This is a genomic window from Bradyrhizobium sp. Pha-3 (assembly GCF_042258615.1).
GTDB lineage: Bacteria > Pseudomonadota > Alphaproteobacteria > Rhizobiales > Xanthobacteraceae > Bradyrhizobium.
The window spans coordinates 4,133,595-4,150,216 of record NZ_CP170152.1 but is presented as its reverse complement, the minus strand read 5'-3'; the positions used below and the strand labels follow the sequence as shown (position 1 = coordinate 4,150,216).

Here is a 16,622-nt window from a genome sequence, read left to right as displayed (position 1 = left end):
TCACTCCGCCGCGGTCAGAGGCACGCCGACGCTGCTCGCCGGGGTAATACCTGCAGCGCGCTGCGGTACCTTGGGCGGCTCCTTCTCGCCCGGAGCGGGCGGCTTCGCCATCAGGCGCAGGAGATAATAGGTGCCGGCGCCGAAGGCTGCGAAGTACACCAGCACGAAAGCGACAAGCGAGGCCGCCACCGCCGGCGCAGCCAGCGGCGAATGCGATTCCGCCGTTCGCAACAGCCCATAGACGGTGAAGGGTTGCCGACCGACCTCCGTCGTCACCCATCCAGCGATCACAGCGACAAAGCCGGCCGGTCCGAGCGCGACACAGGCGCGATGCAACCAGGCCCAGTCGTGGAGCCTTCCCCGGAAGCGCGCGAGCAGACTCCAGAGACCGACAGCAAGCATCGCAAATCCAAGGCCGACCATGATCCGAAACGACCAGAACACGATCGGCACCGGCGGCCATTGATCCCTGGGGAAGTCGCTGAGCCCCGGCAGGGGTGCACCCGGATCGTGTTTGAGGATCAGCGATCCGAGGCGCGGCACTTCGAGCTTGTAACGGACCTGCGCTGCCTCGTTGCTGGGAAAGCCGAAGAGGATCAGCGACGCGCCATCGGGACTGGGTTCGTAGTGCCCTTCCATGGCGAGAACCTTGGCGGGCTGGTGTTCCAACGTGTTGAGTCCGTGGGCATCACCCGCGAGGATCTGGATCGGGGTCACGATCGCGGCCATCCACATCGCCATCGAGAACATCTTGCGCGCGCCGGCATTGGTGCGGTCCCGCAGCAAATGCCAGGCGCCGACACCACCAACCACGAACGCCGTCGTCAGATAGGCCGCGATCACGGTGTGGACGAGGCGATACGGAAAACTCGCGGTGAAGATGATCGGGATCCAGGATCCGGCGGGCACAAACTGGTCCTTCGCATTGATCGCGAATCCCGCTGGCGTCTGCATCCAGCTGTTCACGGCAATGATCCAGGTTGCCGAGATCAATGTACCAAGCGCGACCATGCACGTTGCGAAGAAATGAAGGCCTTTCCCGACCTTGCTCATGCCGAACAGCATGACGCCGAGGAAGCCGGCCTCCAGAAAGAAGGCCGTCATCACCTCATACGCCATAAGCGGCCCGATGATCGGCCCGGCTCGCGTGGAGAATACCGACCAATTCGTACCGAACTGATATGAGAGCACCACTCCCGAGACGACACCCATACCGAACACAACGGCGAAGATCTTCAGCCAGTAGCGGAACAGATTGGCATAGACGCCTTGTCCCGTCCTCAGCCACAGCGCCTCGAGCACCATCAGATAGCTCGCAAGCCCGATCGAGAAGGACGGAAATATGAAATGGAACGAGACGGTGAACGCAAACTGGGCGCGCGCCAGAATCACCGCATCGAGATTGTCCAGCAATGTCCCCTCCTTGCCTCAGGATATGCGTCCCGGCACTTCGTCACCGGCGTCCGGCCGATCAAGCGGCAACAACCCGCACTGGAATAGACTTGGCCGCCGGCGTTCCGCTGATCTTGTCGTAGTAGTCCAGAGGCAGCAGCGGATTGAGCTCGGGGTAATATCCCGCAACCGATCCGCGCGGCATCGGATAGTCCAGCACCTTCAATCCGCTCACGCGCCGCTGTATGCCATCGTCGCTGATCGTCTCGAGCGCAATGCTCGCGCCGTCTTCGAGCCCTCGCGCCGCTCGATCCTCGGCGTTCATGAACAGTACCATGCGGTCATTGTAGACACCGCGATAGCGGTCGTTGTTGCTGTAGATCGTCGTGTTGAATTGATCGTGCGAGCGAATGGTTGCCAGTCGCAGCATATCGGGATCCGGAACGGATGCGTTCACTTCCAGACCGGGCAGAAGCAGAAAGTTTGCCTTGCCGTTCGGTGTCGGCCACACCAGCTCGCGCGGCGGCACGTCGAGGTGAAAACCTCTCGGGCTTTCGATGCGCTCGGAGAAGTCGCTGTAGATCTCCGGATAGACCTCCGCGATCTTGTCGCGAATCAAGCCGTAATCCTCGCTGTAGCTCTTCCAGTCGACCTTGCTGTTTGGCAAGGTCGCTTGCGCGATCCGGCAGACGATCTCCACCTCGGGCAGGAGGTGCGGACTCGCCGGCTGCAACACGCCGCGAGACGCGGTGACGTTCGACATCGAGTCCTCGATCGTCACGAACTGCTCACCGGCTGCCGTCTGGATGGTCTCCGAGCGCGCGATGACGGGCAGCATCAAGGCATTGCGGCCGTGAACCAGATGTCCGCGATTCAGCTTGGTCGTGATGGCGACCGTCAGCGCGAGCTTTTGCATGGCCGCGTACGAGCGTTCGGTATCGGGCACCGCCCGAACGAAATTGCCGCCGAGGCCGATGAATACCTTCGCCGTGCCCGCCTGCATGGCCGCGACGGACTCGATCGTATGATGACCATGTTCGCGGGGCGGCTCGAACCCAAAGACATCGCGAACGCGATCGAGATAGTCCTGGCTCGGCTGTTCATCGATACCGACGGTACGATCTCCCTGCACATTGGAATGACCGCGAATGGGCGAAATTCCGGCGCCGGGTTTGCCGAAATTGCCCTTGAGCAGGAGCAGATTGACCAACTGTTGCACCAGTCGCGACCCCTCCTGGTGCTGCGTAATACCCATCCCATAGCAAATGATCGTCGCGCGCGAGCGAATGTAGATCTCGGCGCATCTCCGGATTTGCGATTCCTCGAGCCCCGAGGCCCGCTCCAGTTCCGACCATGTCTGCGCCATCGCGTCGTTCCGGACCGCGTCCAGGCCGACGGTATGCTCGCGGATGAACTCCCGGTCGATAATCTTTTCACCGCGCTCCTCGCGCTCGAACATGACCTTCATGATACCTTTCAGGAAGGCGAGGTCACCTCCGATGCGGACGTGAACGAACTCGCTGGCAATCTTCGTCGAACCGAAGGTTGCCATCTGGATGACATCTTGCGGATCGGCGAAGCGTACCAACGCACGCTCGGGCATCGGGTTGACGGCGACGATCGGAACCCCGCGCTTGCTCGCTTCGACCAAATTGCTCATCATCCGCGGCGAGTTCGTCCCGGTGTTCTGCCCGATGACGAAAATCGCTTCGGCGTGCTCGAAATCATCGAGGATAACGGTGCCCTTCCCGACACCGATCGAGGGCGGCAAGCCCCGGCTGGTCGGCTCATGGCACATGTTCGAGCAGTCGGGAAAATTATTCGTCCCAAACTCCCGGACGAATATCGAATAGAGAAACGCCGCTTCGTTGGGCGTACGGCCGGACGTGTAGAATTCCGCTTCGTGGGGGCTGTCGAGAGACCGCAGATGCTGACCGATCAGCGCGAACGCGTCGTCCCAGCTGCACGGCACATAGCGATCCGACGACGAGTCATAGCGCATCGGCTCCGTCAAACGTCCTTGCATCTCGAGCCAGTAGTCCGACTGTTCCATGAGCTCGGACACGGTGTGCTGCTCAAAGAACTCTCGCGTGACTCGAAACTTCGTTGCCTCAAATGCTAACGCCTTGGCACCGTTCTCGCAGAAATCGAGCGTCTTCTTGCATTCCGCGTCGGGAAACGCACAGCTCGAGCACTTGAATCCGCCGGGCTGGTTCATTGACAGAAGCGCGCGCGATCCCTTCGTCACCACGCTCTGCTCGAGAAGGATCTTTGCAGTCGCTGCGGCGGCACCCCAACCACCGGCGGGATGATGATACGTCTTAAAGCGCGGCTTGCCGTCCAACATAAATCAACTCCGCAATTGTCAGATCTTCAGTAGGGTCTTCAGCGGGGCGACCTGAATGAGATCACCCGCAACACGCTGGACCGTGCTAACGGCGGCTTTATCGATCCTGGTCGAGGCTGGCGACGATCACCTTGTCGATCATGCCTTCGTTGTGCCGGATAAAGTCATCACGCGTCATGCCGGATGCGCGCCACGCATCCTGGAGGCCGGCGTCTCTGTGAAGCCACTCGTTGCGCGTCTGATGATCGATCTTGTGACGTCGCGCGTCCTGCGATCCGTGTGACGCCTTGTCGTGATCCTTGGACATTGTATCTCCTTATCTATCCTGTCCTGGCTGGTGCTCTCGCGGGGGCGCAAATCGCGGCAATTCAGGAGACCCTTGAGGCCGGGCTTCGCCGACCCAAGCTCTACGCAGCTTTGCGATCCGCTGTGATCGTCCGGTGCGGACGATGAATGTAAATCGGGAGTCGATGCTGCCTCGCAGCAGCCGTCGATCCGTCGGGATCACTCAATCAGGATCGATCCCAATTTGCTTCCCTGGCCCACTTGTCGACCTCTTTGCGGACCTGGTTCTTGTCAATGCCGTAGAGATCTTGCAGCTTGCCCTCCAGCCGCTCCCTGTCGCCGTTGATGACATCAATGTCGTTGTCGGTCAGCTTGCCCCATGTTGCCTTGAGTGCGCCCTTTGCAGCCTTCCAGTTTCCCTCGATGCGATCCCAGTTCATTTTCATCTCCTTCTTTTGCCTAACCGTGAAACGTGCATCGAGGAGAGGTTAGCAACAGGCGTGCCAGTCTGAGCGCATCGCTATATCAATGAGTTAGGCGGCGCGGGCCATCGACGATGGACAATTTGTCACGACGGCTTTGGCCAAGTTGTCCGCCGTGGCATGTTGCGGCACGTACATTTCCCGCCCCGACTTCATCCTTTTTGGCGCAACGCTCAACGCCGTCGCCGTGGACACGCGTCCCGCATCAACGGGCCATCGACGTCCGAATGCATTTGCTCGGCGCAGTAGATGGCTTGCGTAACGCGATGACGAATGACTTCAACACCGCTTTCGCTTACGTTCACGAATGTTGGGGTGCCGCGTTCATGCGCAAGGACGCTTCGTTGATTATTCGTGCAAGCGAGGAGACCGAATGAAGCGCGATCCGGGAGACCGACGACCAATCCATCATTCGCCTGTCTTCTGGGTTGGCATCGCCTTATGCCTGGCGGCCATAGCAATCTACGTCTGGTCCGGCGATCTTTCCTGGCGACCCGCAACACCCCCACACTGATCGCCGGCGTGCGAGGAGCCCGCTCTGTCATTTTCAGGTCAGCTGCGACTATCATGCCGGAGCATGACGTCCCTCCTGCGGCTCGCACCAATCATCGTGAATTGACAACAAGAAAGACGATACCGGCCGTCAACAGCGCCCATGACACGAGCACAATGATCGTATCGAGTGGCTTTCGCGGCCTCTTCTTTTTCGAGACAATCATTTGGGCTGTGCTCCCACCGCAGGGTTACGACTGATCGAGGCCATTCCAGGCCACGCGCGTTCCAACGAACATCGTGCGCCGTGACTTGCACACTCCGACACCCGGCGGCTTACGAGGCTTACATCAGCACATTCCGACGAGGCTCTATCGGCGCGGGCAAATCGCGCTCTCCGAGCAGGGCGAGCATCTCGCGCTCGATGGCTCGCCTCATTGCGTCGAGCGGAAGGGCATTTGGCTCCAACCCGAAGGGAGCCTCAAGCTGATGGCCAAGCGCGTCGAGGCCGAAAAACGTGTAGGCGACCAGCAGAACGGGCAGCAGCGTCCACCAATCGAGCGATCCGGCGAGCGCGAACGGCAACGTCACGCAGAAGATCAGGGCGGTCCGATGCAGCAGCAGCGAATAGGCGAATGGCACCGGGGTCGACGCGATGCGCTCGCATCCCCCTTGCACGTCCGAGAGAGCGGTAAGCTGCCCCTCCAGGACCGCGTAGTGGATCGGCTCTATCCGATCCCGCTTCATCAGCATCAAGCAGTGCAGCCCGATCTGGCTGAGCAAGGCATTGGTCGGGTTGGGGCCGCCTGAAGCGGCGTCGATGTCGCACCATGGCTTGATCGCCGCCACTTCGTCCTCACCCCGCAGGCGCGCTGTTAGTCCGGAGCAAAAGCCACATAGGCCGCGGAGCAGGACGCGGCGATCGTCTTCCTCTAGGGTGGCAATCTGACGTGCGAACGAACGGCAGGCGATGATCAGCTTGCCCCAGAGCTCGCGCCCCTCCCACCAACGGGCATAACATGTGCTGTTTCGGAAGCTCATGAAGACCGACAGCGCGATGCCGATCAGCGTGAACGGAACCGCACTGATGCGCGCGAAAATGCCCGGATGCTCCATGGCAGCAAAGATTGCCAACACACTGATCAGCGCAATGGCCACGAGATGCGGCGCGATCCGCGGCAAGATCGATCCATTCACCGCGAACGCAACGTCCCAGAAGCCTGGCCTGGAGCGTACGATCATTGCAGCCTCCCCGACATCCAAGGCCGACTCCCATGCCCGGATTGCAAGGCCGGGCCGGTCCGAGCTTCGTTGCCGCGGGCAGGCCCGCGCAGATATTCTTCCGATCGGGGAATGGGATTAGCTCGGAACACGCCCGAGAGCACTCCGGACCGGGTCGCCGCCGGCGTCGGTGCTCCGGATCCGGGAGGATTTTCCTGCGATGGAGCAGAGAATGCGGCCGCTGTGTCGGATTGTAACATCATTTATGAGACTGAACTGCGCTTAGAAATCTACGTCGAACCGATCGAGCGAAACCACGCGGGCCACACCGGATTGACGGTTTTCAAACTTGTCGCTGGCGGCGCGTTCGATGCGCGCTCGCCGCATCAGGAAGAGTTCCTCGACGCTTGGAACAGGATGAAATCGGACGCGCATCACATTGAGAGCTCTGCGCGCGATCATGCATGTGACCTCGGCACTATCGCTGTACATCACGAAATAAATTCCATGACGGTGAACCTCATACTGGCCATCGGGATCTCGAGCGAGCGCCATCTGACAATCTTCATGAACCAATCCGAGCTTCTCGGAGCAATAGATGTGCCATCGTCCAGCGCGCAGTAACGTCAACGACTTGGGACCTGCGATGAAGCAACTTCTGACAATTTGTCTGAGGAGCGACAGACAAATTGTCTATCAGTTGGCGCTAACCACCCCGCCCAACCATTCGTGAGATAGCGCAGCTCGCAATTGCGCAATTGCAGGACATGAGATCTTCGGCCAGATTTGGGCAGGCGACCAATCGGTCGCCGAAGCCGAGACGGATACTGGACGAACGACACGCAACGGACCCGGCAGGACGATTCTGACTCAACGAGTACGACACTATGAATGTGACAGCGTCCAACACAACACAAACTGCGCAGACTCAAAAGTCACGGCAGCGCGCGATGGACTCCGAGCCCCAGTACATCGATGCGCCGACGACCGCGTCGGCGGCCTTCCTGGTGCTGGCGATCAATCCTGGCGATCAGGCTCTCGAGACGGTTCGTGCTGTCGTCGGTTCGACCGCCGATCTTATCAAGGATATCCAGGGACGGGCCAACGGCGAGGCGTTCACCGCCAATGTGGGAATCGGTCATCGCGTCTGGCGAACTCTCACCGGCAAACCCGAACCCAGGGAGCTCACTGCGTTCAGGGAGATCAAGGGAGCCAAGCATACCGCGATTTCAACGCCGGGCGATCTGCTTTACCATATCCGCGCCGCCTCCGCCGATCTAATCATCGAGTTCGAGAAAATCCTGCTGGAGGCCTTCGGCGACGCAGTCACCGCCGTGGATGATGTCGCTGGCTTCCGGTACTTCGACGGCCGGGACTTGCTGGAGTTCGTGGACGGCACGGCGAACCCCGATGGTCTAGATCTTCCCGCCGCGACTCTCGTCGGGGATGAAGATCCGGACCATGCCGGGGGCAGCTATGTGGTCGTCCAGAAGTACCTCCACAATCTGGCTGCCTGGCGGGCTCAGACCGCCGAAACGCAGGAGGCCATCATCGGTCGCACCAAGTTCGACAATGTCGAGCTGGCGGACGCGAGTGAGGGGCAGAAGTCCCATAAGACACTGTGCACCATCACCGATGAACAGGGCGAGCACGATATTCTGCGTGACAATATGCCGTTCGCGGTGCCGGGGCGGGGAGAATACGGGACCTACTTCATCGGCTACTCCCGGCACTTGTGGGTTATCGAGAAAATGCTTGAGCGGATGTTTATCGGAGATCCGCCTCCGCTTCACGATCGCATCCTCGACTACTCAACCCCCGTCTCTGGAGCAACGTTCTTCGTACCGCCGCGGCAGTTTCTTGCGAACCTGGCCGACTGAGCCGGACAAACTTGCATCTAACAGAAGCGCGACGCCGATCGATGATCCGCTCGGCCCTCACCTTCGAGTCCTGTATTCAAGAAGCGGACGGGTGATAAGGAACACGATCAAAGCTGGCCCAATGCAGGCGTTCCTCGTAGGCCAACACGGTGGCGCGGAGCGCTTCAGCGTCGCGCAAGGCGTTATGTCGCTTGGCTGAAGGGACATATGGACTGATGATCGCGGCGTCGATCAACTCGAAGCGAATTCGGCGGATGGGCTGCATCGTTCCGGGACCAAGAATGAGCAGCCGCGCCGCATTCGCGATGTCCTCTGGCCAGTCGGCGACGATGATGGGACACTCGTCATTGTGAAGGTACTCGAAAAAGCGGTCCGAGAGACTTGCTCGCGACTCAGCGGATGTCTGTCGAGCACTGGCTGAATATGCTCGCGTACCCAGGCAGTCGGACGTTCGCAGATGACGGCCTCGTAAAATGCCGGCGCGGCATCGTCTTGCGGGACAAGTGCGATAGAAATCAACTCACCGCCAAATCCGTTGAACTCAGCATCCAGGAAATAGCGCATGATCACCAGATGCACAGCGGTCGCGATCCGCCTCGAAGCACATGCCACGGAAGGCGTCGCAAAAATGATCAGTATCTTGAGGGTTTAGGTTGAGTCTCACTCACAGGATCGGAGGCCGGAAACGTCTCTTCAAGACCTTCCTCGAGCTTGGTTTGCTTCAAGTCCGCCTCGATCGCCTTCTTGGGATCGACCACGAGCTTGTCGATGGGCGCAGGATCGAATTTTTTCTTCATGGACGTTCTCAATGGTGGGCGGGTCCGCGCGAACTATTGAACTTCATGAACGACCGCTGGACAAGATCGTTCAAAGCAATTCAACGAGAGCGCGCTCAGCCTTCGGGCGGATATACGATCGAGCCGATGCAACACTTCGTTGCACCGCTTCTGCGGGCTTGACGGTGTGGCCGCGGCCGCTGAATCAAACGATCGCAATTTTAGCAGCAAGAACTCCATTCTGATGAACTTCAGCACTTGTTCGCCGGCGGCGGCTCGATCGACTGTCTCTCCTGACGAAAGCCACCGATCAGCGCCGCCAGGGCGACTGAACCCCGTGCCGAAGAGGTCCTCATGATTGGCACACTTTACTAGCATTACCGTCTTCGCAATGATCATGCCACTGCGATCGAACAAGGCTTTCAATGGCTTAGATTTCCGTCCGCGCGGTTGTGCAGACAATTTGTCCAAATCCATCCGACAAAATATTCGGAACCAGCCAGCTGGGTGATGTCATCACAGGCATCGCGACGAAGGCCTAACAGGGGGAATGCCTACGCACCAGTTACCGAGGAGACAGGCCCTACCGCAGCCCAGCTCGCCATGTTGAAGAAGCCCGGGAGGCTGGCGCCGCGGTTCGATCCCGCATTTGCGACCGGAAGATGGCTTGAGCAGCACTGGTTCGCACGGCACAGCGGCTGTAGTTTCGATGTCGACGCACCGATTCAACAGCAGAACGTTGAGCACCAGGAGGCATCCGACTCTATCGCTTCTTTTTTTTAAGTCTCACGCCAGCCCCTCCCCCGTTCTCCGGGATGAACTCGACGCCGGCCTTTTCGAGGGCTCCGACCAACGCCGCGGCCGTCTCTGGCCTCCCCCCTACAGGTCCATCAACCGATTCAAGACGAGCAATTGTCGGCTCAGATACTCCCGAGGCCTGAGCCAGGTTCCCCTGCGACCAGGCCAACAGTACGCGCGCGGCTTTGAGTTGACGAACCGAAATCATTCTTGCCCACTGATAGAATTTCTATTGATTTCCGTCTTCAGAAGCATTAATTGATTTTCTATCAAAAATCAATCCGTGAGCAACCCAATGCACCTTGCCAGTGAGCGGCGGAGCTATGCCCACTTCGACTTTGGTGATCAACGAACCTCAAGGAGACAACATTAATGGCTGAAAGAAAAGAACGACCCAAGCCCCATCCGGACGACTTTATGATCGTAGCTGTGTCACTTGAGTTTCGAGCGAAACCCAACCCCAAATCGAGCGACCCGCCACCTCTGGATACGACTGCTGCCATTGAATACGCCATGTCAGCGGCGGAAGCGGCTGAGTATCTGGAAAAAGTCGTTAGCGCGATCCGCGATCGCCGCCTTTACGGCTTTATGACACAGCATGCCGCCGAAGCCCACGTTGGAGCCGGCGAGTGGATCAAGGAAACAGCCGACGCCACCATTCCCGAAGCAATGGTCCAGAGGGAAAGAGAGAAATAAGGAACAGGCATCACAAATGTACTCGACTAGCGATGCGACGATTGAAGTTTCGTCCACATTGTTACCTCGCTCGCCCTGCGGCTCCCCGACCGATGAAGCACGGAACCTAGTACATCGCTGCGCCGAGCCTAGGCCCGTCGGCGACAGCGTCAAGGCGGCGATCTACCGAGCCGCGAGGCGATTGGGCTTCACTTACAACAGAACCAGGGATCTTTGGTATGCAAACGCCCGTCGCATCGACGCCTGGGAAATGGACCGGCTACGAGAACGCGCAGCCGGCGCCGAGATCGAGCAAGCCGTGGCAGGTCTCGAGATTCTTCGCAATCGTCTCTCGCAGATGCCTTCGCCTGTTTGCCGCGAGCTTGTCGCCGGTATCGATGCTGCTCTTCACGCGCTTGCTCGCGAGCAATAGCGCGCGCCGGGGAGCGCGTTCAACGGCGGCTGAACGTTTGTTCATGCGGCTTTTCGTTCGAGCCGGAGACTGACTCTTGACTACCCTAGCGCACAAAACCATATGAGGACCGACAACTCCCGACCTCTTTGAGGAAACAACCGCGCCCCTTCACGCTAAACGGTGCGGTGTCAGGGGGACTGGCCCAGCGGGGATTGATTGGACCAAAGGGGCCCCCGCGCAACATCCACCATGTTGTGATGGGCTTGTCTCATGAGCGTTGCAAATCCCGAATTCCTACTCCCGACCGAAGTCGAGAAGATAACGCGGCTTCGCGACCCGACACGCCAGCGCATGGAGAAGCGCGGCTTGTTCCCTCGGCGCATCCGTATTTCGCCGCATCGCTTTGGATGGCGATGCACCGAAATCAATGCATGGGTCGCCGATCCCGAGGGTTGGGCGAAGCGGCCGGGGGGGCGATGATGTCCTGGCGCGATCATCTCCCAGTACATCCGGCCGCCGATCTGTTCCCCATGCTCACTGATGAAGAGCTGGCCGCTCTCGGCGAGGACATCAAGCGCAATGGCTTGGCCAGCCCGATCGCTGTCATAGTCGAGGACAACAAGGCGCTGTTGATCGACGGCCGCAACCGACTGGACGCAATGGAGCGGGTCGGGCTTCAGGTCAAGATCGTGAGGAAGTCCCAGACGAAGTATCGCTGGGAAGTTGAAGCCTTTGACCCACATGGCGAACAGGTCGACCTCAACCTCGAGTTTAACCATGGCACGAGGTCAATGGCCGCTGCGGTCAATGTCATCCTATACGATCCCGTCGAGTACATTGCGAGCGCCAATATCCACCGGCGACACCTGACGCAGGAGACCAAGCGCGATCTGATCGCGAAGCTTCTGCAAGAAAGCCCGGAGAGATCCGACCGCGCGACCGCTGAGATAGCCAAGGTGGATCACAAGACGGTCGCTGCCGTTCGACGCGAACAGGAACGCGTGGGGAGCATTCCCCACGTCGAGAGAGTTGTCGACACCAAGGGCAGGCGTCAGCCGACCAACAAATCGAAGTCGATTAAGCCGATACCGACCACCAAGCCGAAGTCCCGTCCGGAGGTCGTGACCACGCCTCCAACAGCACGAGTACATCCCGGTCCTTCATCTTCTGGTCCGGTTCGAGCAGAACAACCATTCGGATCAGGTTGTGCCGAGCGAAGATTCTTCAGTGAAGCCGTTAGACGCCTGATCGTGTTTCGCGGCAAGCCCATTGCGGCACTGGCCGACGCGTGTTCGCGAGACGAGCTGCGTGAAGCTATGGACCTGTTGGCCGAGGTCGACCGGGCCAAGCAGAAGGCGATCGAGGCCGAGGAGACCACCGCGCCGAAGACCGAGTCCGCCCCACTCGCGCCAGATGACGGGCTAGACATACCGGACTATCTCGATCGGCGGCCAAACGCAGGGACGGCGTAATGTCTCGCGCCAGGCAAGCCTTCAAACAGACCGACGTCACCAAGGCCGTCAGGGCCGTAGCGGCGGCCGGCGTGACGGTTGGCCGGGTCGAGATTTCACCAGATGGACGAATCATCGTTGTTGCCGACGGGGCCGGGTCGGACCAGGATAGGGGAGTCAGCGACACGTCAGACGATCTCCGGGGGCTGCTCTAATGAAACCGCCTCGCTCTGCCCTGCCATTGCCGCGCTACACTCTCCGTAAATTGCTGAAGACGGGACCTGCCTATTTCTTTAACCCGCCGATGTGGGCGCGGAAGAATGGCTGCCCGATTGAGACCGAGGCGCTTGGCACAGACTATGACGAGGCCACGCAGCGCGCCGAAAGGGTTTTGCTGCCAGCATTCGATGAGTGGCGCAAAGGCGGCTCTGCACCGGCCGAGTCACCTGCAGTAGCCAAACCCGGAACGTTGGATTGGATGTTCGCCGAGTATCGTGCAGACCGCCGCTACAAGAAGCTGTCGGCCAAGCACAAGCGCAATCACGAGAATGGATTCAAACTCGTCGGCGGCTACGCCCTCAAAGACGGTACGCGACTAGGGCAGAAGCGGTTGACTGCCATCGATACATCAATCACCGATGACCTCTATGAGAAACTGTTGGTGGTCAAGGTCACCGACGCGAGCGGCAAAGTGGCGGAGCGCGAGCGGCGCACCACCGTCAATCACTCGATGAAGTCTTGCCGTCGCGCGTGGTTCATCTGTGCCCGCCGCAATCCGAAGATGGTTGTTGCCGGCTCCATTCCCTTGGTCAACCCGTTCGCCAAGATGGGCCTGGAATCCTCCGACCGCGAGACTCCGACAGCTACCTATGAGGAGCTGACCACGTTCCGCGCTAAAGCTGTGGAGCTGGGCTTGCCGTCGCTGGCAACCGCCGCGCTGATCGGATGGGAGTGGCTGCAGCGAGAGACTGACATCTTCGCGACCTTTGACGTTGCGCACTATCGGCCGAAAGAGCGGCCCAACATGACGCGCGTTGTAGACGCCAAGACCGGCACTGAGAGCTGGATACCGCTATTCGATCCTGAGACGAATCTTTCGCTCTATCCCGAACTGATGGCCGAGCTCGACGCCATCAAGCGCGATCGCATCGGCGGCCTGATGTTGCGCCGGGATTGGGGCAACAAGGCACCATGGCCGACATGGCCACAACCCGACGTACCCGACTTCACCCACATGAGCAGGAAGGTGAAGGCGGTGATCCGCGCCGCCGAGATGCGCGACGAATTATCATTCGCCAGCTTCCGGCACGGCGGCCTGACCGAAACTGGAGACGCCGAGCTTACCGACCGCGAGATCCTCGCGCAGAGTCGGCACACCACCGTCAAGGTCCTGCCGCGCTACGTGAAGCGCACCACAAGACAGATCGCCACCGGCACCAGGAAGCGCCGCGCGGTGCGAACAAAAACCGACCGAATGTCAGAATGAGCGACAGCCCGCTTGTCAGAATGGAGTTGAGGCGTGCCGCAAGTGATTGAAAACATTGGAGCGGGTGAAGGGAATCGAACCCTCGTATTCAGCTTGGAAGGCTGCTGCTCTACCATTGAGCTACACCCGCATCGGGCGATCACCTAACACGGCCGGACGGCCGTCTCAACTGCTTCGGCTGGCGTCCTTGTGCGCCGGTAAACGAGACTATGTCGGCGCGATCGGGCCGGTTCCTGGCCCGGATGGGGCGGACGGCGACCTTAACAGCGGCAGATTCGCCACCTATATTGCTGGTCCCATCAACAAAGAAAGGAGGTGATCTAGTGTCTTGTCTCAAGCGCTGTCACCTCGCTGGGATCGCCCGCTAGGCGCTGAGTAATCAGCCTGGCATCGGGGCGCTCTCAGCCCTGGACCAGCGAGACAACAAATCCGGGGGCGCGGCGGAAGCGATTCCGCCGCGCCTTTTTGGCTGTTCGGGCCGCGCACCTCGCCGCCGCCATGCCGCCGGCGGGATGCCTTGTCGCAGCACAAAAACCGGCCGGTCCGCTACACATGAAATGTCGGCGTGGCTGGCTTTGGCTCGTCCTTGGGCCTGCCGCATCAGAAATCAGGAGCTCACGAGATGCTTTATGCCATCCTGGCCTATCACGTCGAAGCCGAGGTCAAGTCGTGGAGCGCCGATGAGGACGCAGCCGTCATGGCGGGGCTGCGCGAGGTCCATCAACGGTTGAGGGGGCGGCTCGGCCCGGCCGCACGGCTCGGCGAGACCCGCAACGCCAGCACCCTGCGCGGGCCCGGCCACGGCATGGTGATCGACGGCCCGTTCTCGGAGACCAAGGAGCAGCTGCTCGGCTTCTACGTGATCGATTGCGCCGATGAAGCAGAAGCGATCGCAGCGGCGCGCGACCTGCGCAGCGCCAACCCGTCGGCGGTCTACGAGATCCGCGCGTTGAAGCGCTACACCCCCGGCGCACCGTTTCCGGAAACTGCGGGCCCAAGCGACGCGTAGAGATCGCGCTCTGGGGAGCTGCTCAACGGCTCGAGCGTTTCGGCAATTTCGGCAGCTTGCTCGGATCGAATTTCGGCAACGGCAGATCCGGCGGCGGCTCGGGCGTCACCTCGTGGCTCGGCATCAGCGTCACCTCGAAGGCGAGATCGGGCACGGTATCGGCCCTGCCCTTGCAGGTCGCGATCGCGCCGCTCCAGACGCCGTCGAGCCGCACCACGAGATCGTCGGTGCCGAACACGGTCGAATGTCCCTCGGAGTGCCGCCTGGCGGTGAGAACGGCGGAGAAGCGCTCGCCGTCGACCTCATAAGTGCCGCTGTAGAGCATGATGGCATCGCTGCCCCACAGCCTGCCGTCGGCCACGTGCACGATGCCGGTGCCGTCGGCGAGCGACGTTCGAAACCACGCCGCATAAGTGCCGTTCTTGAGCATGGAGCCTGCCTCCACTCGCTCCGTTTCACAACAAACGATCTGGGCACCGTCGCGTTAACAGGGAGTGAAGGAACTTCGATGAAGGAAACTCGGGTGAAGGAACTTGGGTGAGAACCTGAGCCCTGCGCTCATTGGCCGCCGTCGATCTGCCGTCCCATGATGGCGATCGCCTTCTGATAGACCTGCGCCGCGTTCCACGCCTCGATCGCGGCGAAGTTGGGTTCCCCCGGCTGATAGCCGGCGCCGGCGCGCCAGCCATGGGCGCGCAGGAAGTTCGCCGTCGAGCTCAGCGCATTGGCGGCAACGTCGAGATTGCCGGTGCCATAGGCGAGGACGTTCTTCGGCATGAACTGGGTCTGGCCGATTTCGCCATGCATCGAGCCGCGCGTGCTCCCGGACAGACTACCGCGGTCGATCAGCTTTAGCGCAGCATAGAGCTGGTCGGTGAAGAAGTCCGGTCGGCGGCAGTCATAGGCAAGCGTCGCGATCGACGACAGCATGTTCTGGTTGCCGCGCTGGCTGCCGAAACCGCTCTCCATGCCCCAGATCGCGATCAGCGGTCCCGGCGGCACGCCGTAGCGCTGCTGGATCGAGGCAAACAGCGCCGCCTGCGACTGCTTCAGCGAACGGCCGCGCGCCACGATGGTCGCAGATCCCCGCTTGGCCATGAACTGCTCGAGCGACAGGCCAAAACTGCGCTGGCCGCGATCCGCGGCGATCGTCGCACTGGCGTAATGTGCCTGCATCAACGCGTCGATCGCGGTGGCGCCGACGCCCTTGGCCCTCGCCTCGCCGGCAAACTGCTCCTTCCAGGCTTCGAATCCGCCGGGCCCGTTGCCGCACTGCGCCGCGTTCGCCTCTGCGCCCAGCGTTGCAACCATCACGACGATGGCGAGCGCCGACGTCGCAATCTGCCAGCCCCTGATCATCCGAAACCTCCTCCGAAAAATGTGCCGCCGCCGCTCGCGGGCGCGGCGCTGACGATGGCCTGATGTAGATGACCCGGCGATGAACGATCCGCCTCAGATTCGGCTGCGGAACGTCACGATATGTCGTCAGCCGCGGATTGGCCATCCCGGCCGGATCAGCCAGGCCGGAACATTTGGCCCCTGCGTCCGGAAGCGTCATGCGCCCGGCATAACAACAAACTGATATCGGTTGTGGCGCGACGATGCGGATCGCGCGCGAGATCAGCCGCTCGCTACGGCACCTCGCCTCGCCGCAGCGGGCCGACGGTCTGCGGGCGGTTGAGGAAGAATTCGCGGTTGCCAAGCGCGGCCTCCGCATACTGGTCGATCGCCACGATGATCGCCTGCACGTGGTGAAAGCACCAGCCTTCCCGCGTCGCCATGTGCCGGACCTCGGCCAGCGCCTTGATCCAGGGCGCATGATCATCGCTGTCGTGGAAATACCGAAGCGGCTCTCTCATCTTTCCTCCGGCAGATCACGTCCTCCAGCTCGGCGCGCTTGCGCGACAGCAGAA

The 16,622-nt window shown here is 60.6% G+C and carries 19 protein-coding genes and 1 tRNA gene; 7 read left to right on the top strand and 13 right to left on the bottom strand.

Features of this window, described 5'->3' with window-relative positions; genetic code table 11:
• The 4 genes from ACE10Z_RS19625 to ACE10Z_RS19610 all read right to left on the bottom strand — a co-directional run bounded on the left by ACE10Z_RS19625 (window position 1) and on the right by ACE10Z_RS19610 (window position 4,464).
• Window positions 1-1,413 (bottom strand): cytochrome ubiquinol oxidase subunit I, encoded by a 1,413-nt coding sequence (locus ACE10Z_RS19625; protein ID WP_375789368.1) that lies wholly within the window; start codon window positions 1,411-1,413, stop codon window positions 1-3.
• Window positions 1,414-1,471: 58 nt separating this feature from the next.
• The gene (locus ACE10Z_RS19620; RefSeq protein ID WP_375789367.1) at window positions 1,472-3,739 is read right to left on the bottom strand and encodes an FdhF/YdeP family oxidoreductase; all 2,268 of its coding nucleotides are present in this window, start codon (window positions 3,737-3,739) and stop codon (window positions 1,472-1,474) included.
• Between the two features lie 97 nt (window positions 3,740-3,836).
• The gene (locus ACE10Z_RS19615; protein ID WP_038387864.1) at window positions 3,837-4,046 is read right to left on the bottom strand and encodes a hypothetical protein; all 210 of its coding nucleotides are present in this window, start codon (window positions 4,044-4,046) and stop codon (window positions 3,837-3,839) included.
• Window positions 4,047-4,251: 205 nt separating this feature from the next.
• A complete protein-coding gene (locus ACE10Z_RS19610) occupies window positions 4,252-4,464 on the bottom strand; it encodes a CsbD family protein (protein WP_375789366.1) in 213 nt (70 codons plus the stop codon).
• Between the two features lie 269 nt (window positions 4,465-4,733).
• Here ACE10Z_RS19610 and ACE10Z_RS19605 point away from each other — a divergent pair, with 269 nt between their 5' ends.
• On the top strand, window positions 4,734-4,883 hold the full coding sequence (locus ACE10Z_RS19605) for a hypothetical protein (protein ID WP_375789365.1): 150 nt from the start codon (window positions 4,734-4,736) through the stop codon (window positions 4,881-4,883).
• Between the two features lie 460 nt (window positions 4,884-5,343).
• Here ACE10Z_RS19605 and ACE10Z_RS19600 read toward each other — a convergent pair whose 3' ends face one another.
• Both ACE10Z_RS19600 and ACE10Z_RS19595 read right to left on the bottom strand, forming a co-directional pair.
• Entirely contained in the window at window positions 5,344-6,240 is an 897-nt protein-coding gene (locus ACE10Z_RS19600; RefSeq protein ID WP_375789364.1) for a bestrophin family protein, read from the bottom strand.
• A gap of 261 nt (window positions 6,241-6,501) precedes the next feature.
• Window positions 6,502-6,711 (bottom strand): hypothetical protein, encoded by a 210-nt coding sequence (locus ACE10Z_RS19595; protein WP_375789879.1) that lies wholly within the window; start codon window positions 6,709-6,711, stop codon window positions 6,502-6,504.
• A gap of 395 nt (window positions 6,712-7,106) precedes the next feature.
• On the opposite strand from ACE10Z_RS19595, the gene ACE10Z_RS19590 reads away from it, so the two are divergent.
• Complete coding sequence (locus ACE10Z_RS19590; protein ID WP_375789363.1) at window positions 7,107-8,099, top strand: Dyp-type peroxidase; 993 nt, start codon at window positions 7,107-7,109, stop codon at window positions 8,097-8,099.
• A 76-nt stretch (window positions 8,100-8,175) separates the two neighbouring features.
• Here the strand turns inward: ACE10Z_RS19590 and ACE10Z_RS19585 are convergent, their stop codons facing one another.
• Both ACE10Z_RS19585 and ACE10Z_RS19580 read right to left on the bottom strand, forming a co-directional pair.
• Window positions 8,176-8,364, bottom strand: coding sequence for a hypothetical protein (locus ACE10Z_RS19585; RefSeq protein ID WP_375789362.1), 189 nt, complete (start codon window positions 8,362-8,364; stop codon window positions 8,176-8,178).
• Between the two features lie 367 nt (window positions 8,365-8,731).
• Window positions 8,732-8,896 carry a hypothetical protein gene (locus ACE10Z_RS19580; protein WP_375789361.1) on the bottom strand — a complete coding sequence of 55 codons (165 nt, stop codon included), beginning with the start codon at window positions 8,894-8,896 and terminating at the stop codon, window positions 8,732-8,734.
• Between the two features lie 1,149 nt (window positions 8,897-10,045).
• Between ACE10Z_RS19580 and ACE10Z_RS19575 the strand changes: the two genes are divergently transcribed.
• Window positions 10,046-10,369, top strand: a complete 324-nt coding sequence (locus tag ACE10Z_RS19575) for a hypothetical protein (RefSeq protein ID WP_375789360.1) — start codon at window positions 10,046-10,048, stop codon at window positions 10,367-10,369.
• 259 nt (window positions 10,370-10,628) lie between these two features.
• Here the strand turns inward: ACE10Z_RS19575 and ACE10Z_RS19570 are convergent, their stop codons facing one another.
• Window positions 10,629-10,826, bottom strand: coding sequence for a hypothetical protein (locus ACE10Z_RS19570; protein WP_194460710.1), 198 nt, complete (start codon window positions 10,824-10,826; stop codon window positions 10,629-10,631).
• A gap of 207 nt (window positions 10,827-11,033) precedes the next feature.
• On the opposite strand from ACE10Z_RS19570, the gene ACE10Z_RS19565 reads away from it, so the two are divergent.
• The 3 genes from ACE10Z_RS19565 to ACE10Z_RS19555 all read left to right on the top strand — a co-directional run bounded on the left by ACE10Z_RS19565 (window position 11,034) and on the right by ACE10Z_RS19555 (window position 13,700).
• On the top strand, window positions 11,034-11,243 hold the full coding sequence (locus tag ACE10Z_RS19565) for an AlpA family transcriptional regulator (RefSeq protein WP_194460709.1): 210 nt from the start codon (window positions 11,034-11,036) through the stop codon (window positions 11,241-11,243).
• Window positions 11,243-12,235: a ParB/Srx family N-terminal domain-containing protein gene (locus ACE10Z_RS19560; protein ID WP_375789359.1), complete on the top strand. Its 993-nt coding sequence runs from the start codon at window positions 11,243-11,245 to the stop codon at window positions 12,233-12,235. The genes ACE10Z_RS19565 and ACE10Z_RS19560 overlap by 1 nt, the downstream gene beginning before the upstream one ends.
• Window positions 12,236-12,428: 193 nt before the next feature.
• Entirely contained in the window at window positions 12,429-13,700 is a 1,272-nt protein-coding gene (locus tag ACE10Z_RS19555) for a hypothetical protein (protein ID WP_375789358.1), read from the top strand.
• 56 nt (window positions 13,701-13,756) lie between these two features.
• Here ACE10Z_RS19555 and ACE10Z_RS19550 read toward each other — a convergent pair.
• Window positions 13,757-13,830, bottom strand: a tRNA-Gly gene (locus ACE10Z_RS19550).
• Window positions 13,831-14,322: 492 nt separating this feature from the next.
• On the opposite strand from ACE10Z_RS19550, the gene ACE10Z_RS19545 reads away from it, so the two are divergent.
• Window positions 14,323-14,709 (top strand): YciI family protein, encoded by a 387-nt coding sequence (locus tag ACE10Z_RS19545; RefSeq protein ID WP_375789357.1) that lies wholly within the window; start codon window positions 14,323-14,325, stop codon window positions 14,707-14,709.
• A 22-nt stretch (window positions 14,710-14,731) separates the two neighbouring features.
• Here ACE10Z_RS19545 and ACE10Z_RS19540 read toward each other — a convergent pair whose 3' ends face one another.
• The 3 genes from ACE10Z_RS19540 to ACE10Z_RS19530 all read right to left on the bottom strand — a co-directional run bounded on the left by ACE10Z_RS19540 (window position 14,732) and on the right by ACE10Z_RS19530 (window position 16,568).
• On the bottom strand, window positions 14,732-15,139 hold the full coding sequence (locus ACE10Z_RS19540) for a hypothetical protein (protein ID WP_375789356.1): 408 nt from the start codon (window positions 15,137-15,139) through the stop codon (window positions 14,732-14,734).
• 128 nt (window positions 15,140-15,267) lie between these two features.
• Window positions 15,268-16,068 (bottom strand): lytic transglycosylase domain-containing protein, encoded by an 801-nt coding sequence (locus ACE10Z_RS19535; protein ID WP_375789355.1) that lies wholly within the window; start codon window positions 16,066-16,068, stop codon window positions 15,268-15,270.
• 272 nt (window positions 16,069-16,340) lie between these two features.
• Window positions 16,341-16,568: a hypothetical protein gene (locus ACE10Z_RS19530; RefSeq protein ID WP_021081740.1), complete on the bottom strand. Its 228-nt coding sequence runs from the start codon at window positions 16,566-16,568 to the stop codon at window positions 16,341-16,343.
• Window positions 16,569-16,622 lie beyond the last annotated feature (54 nt).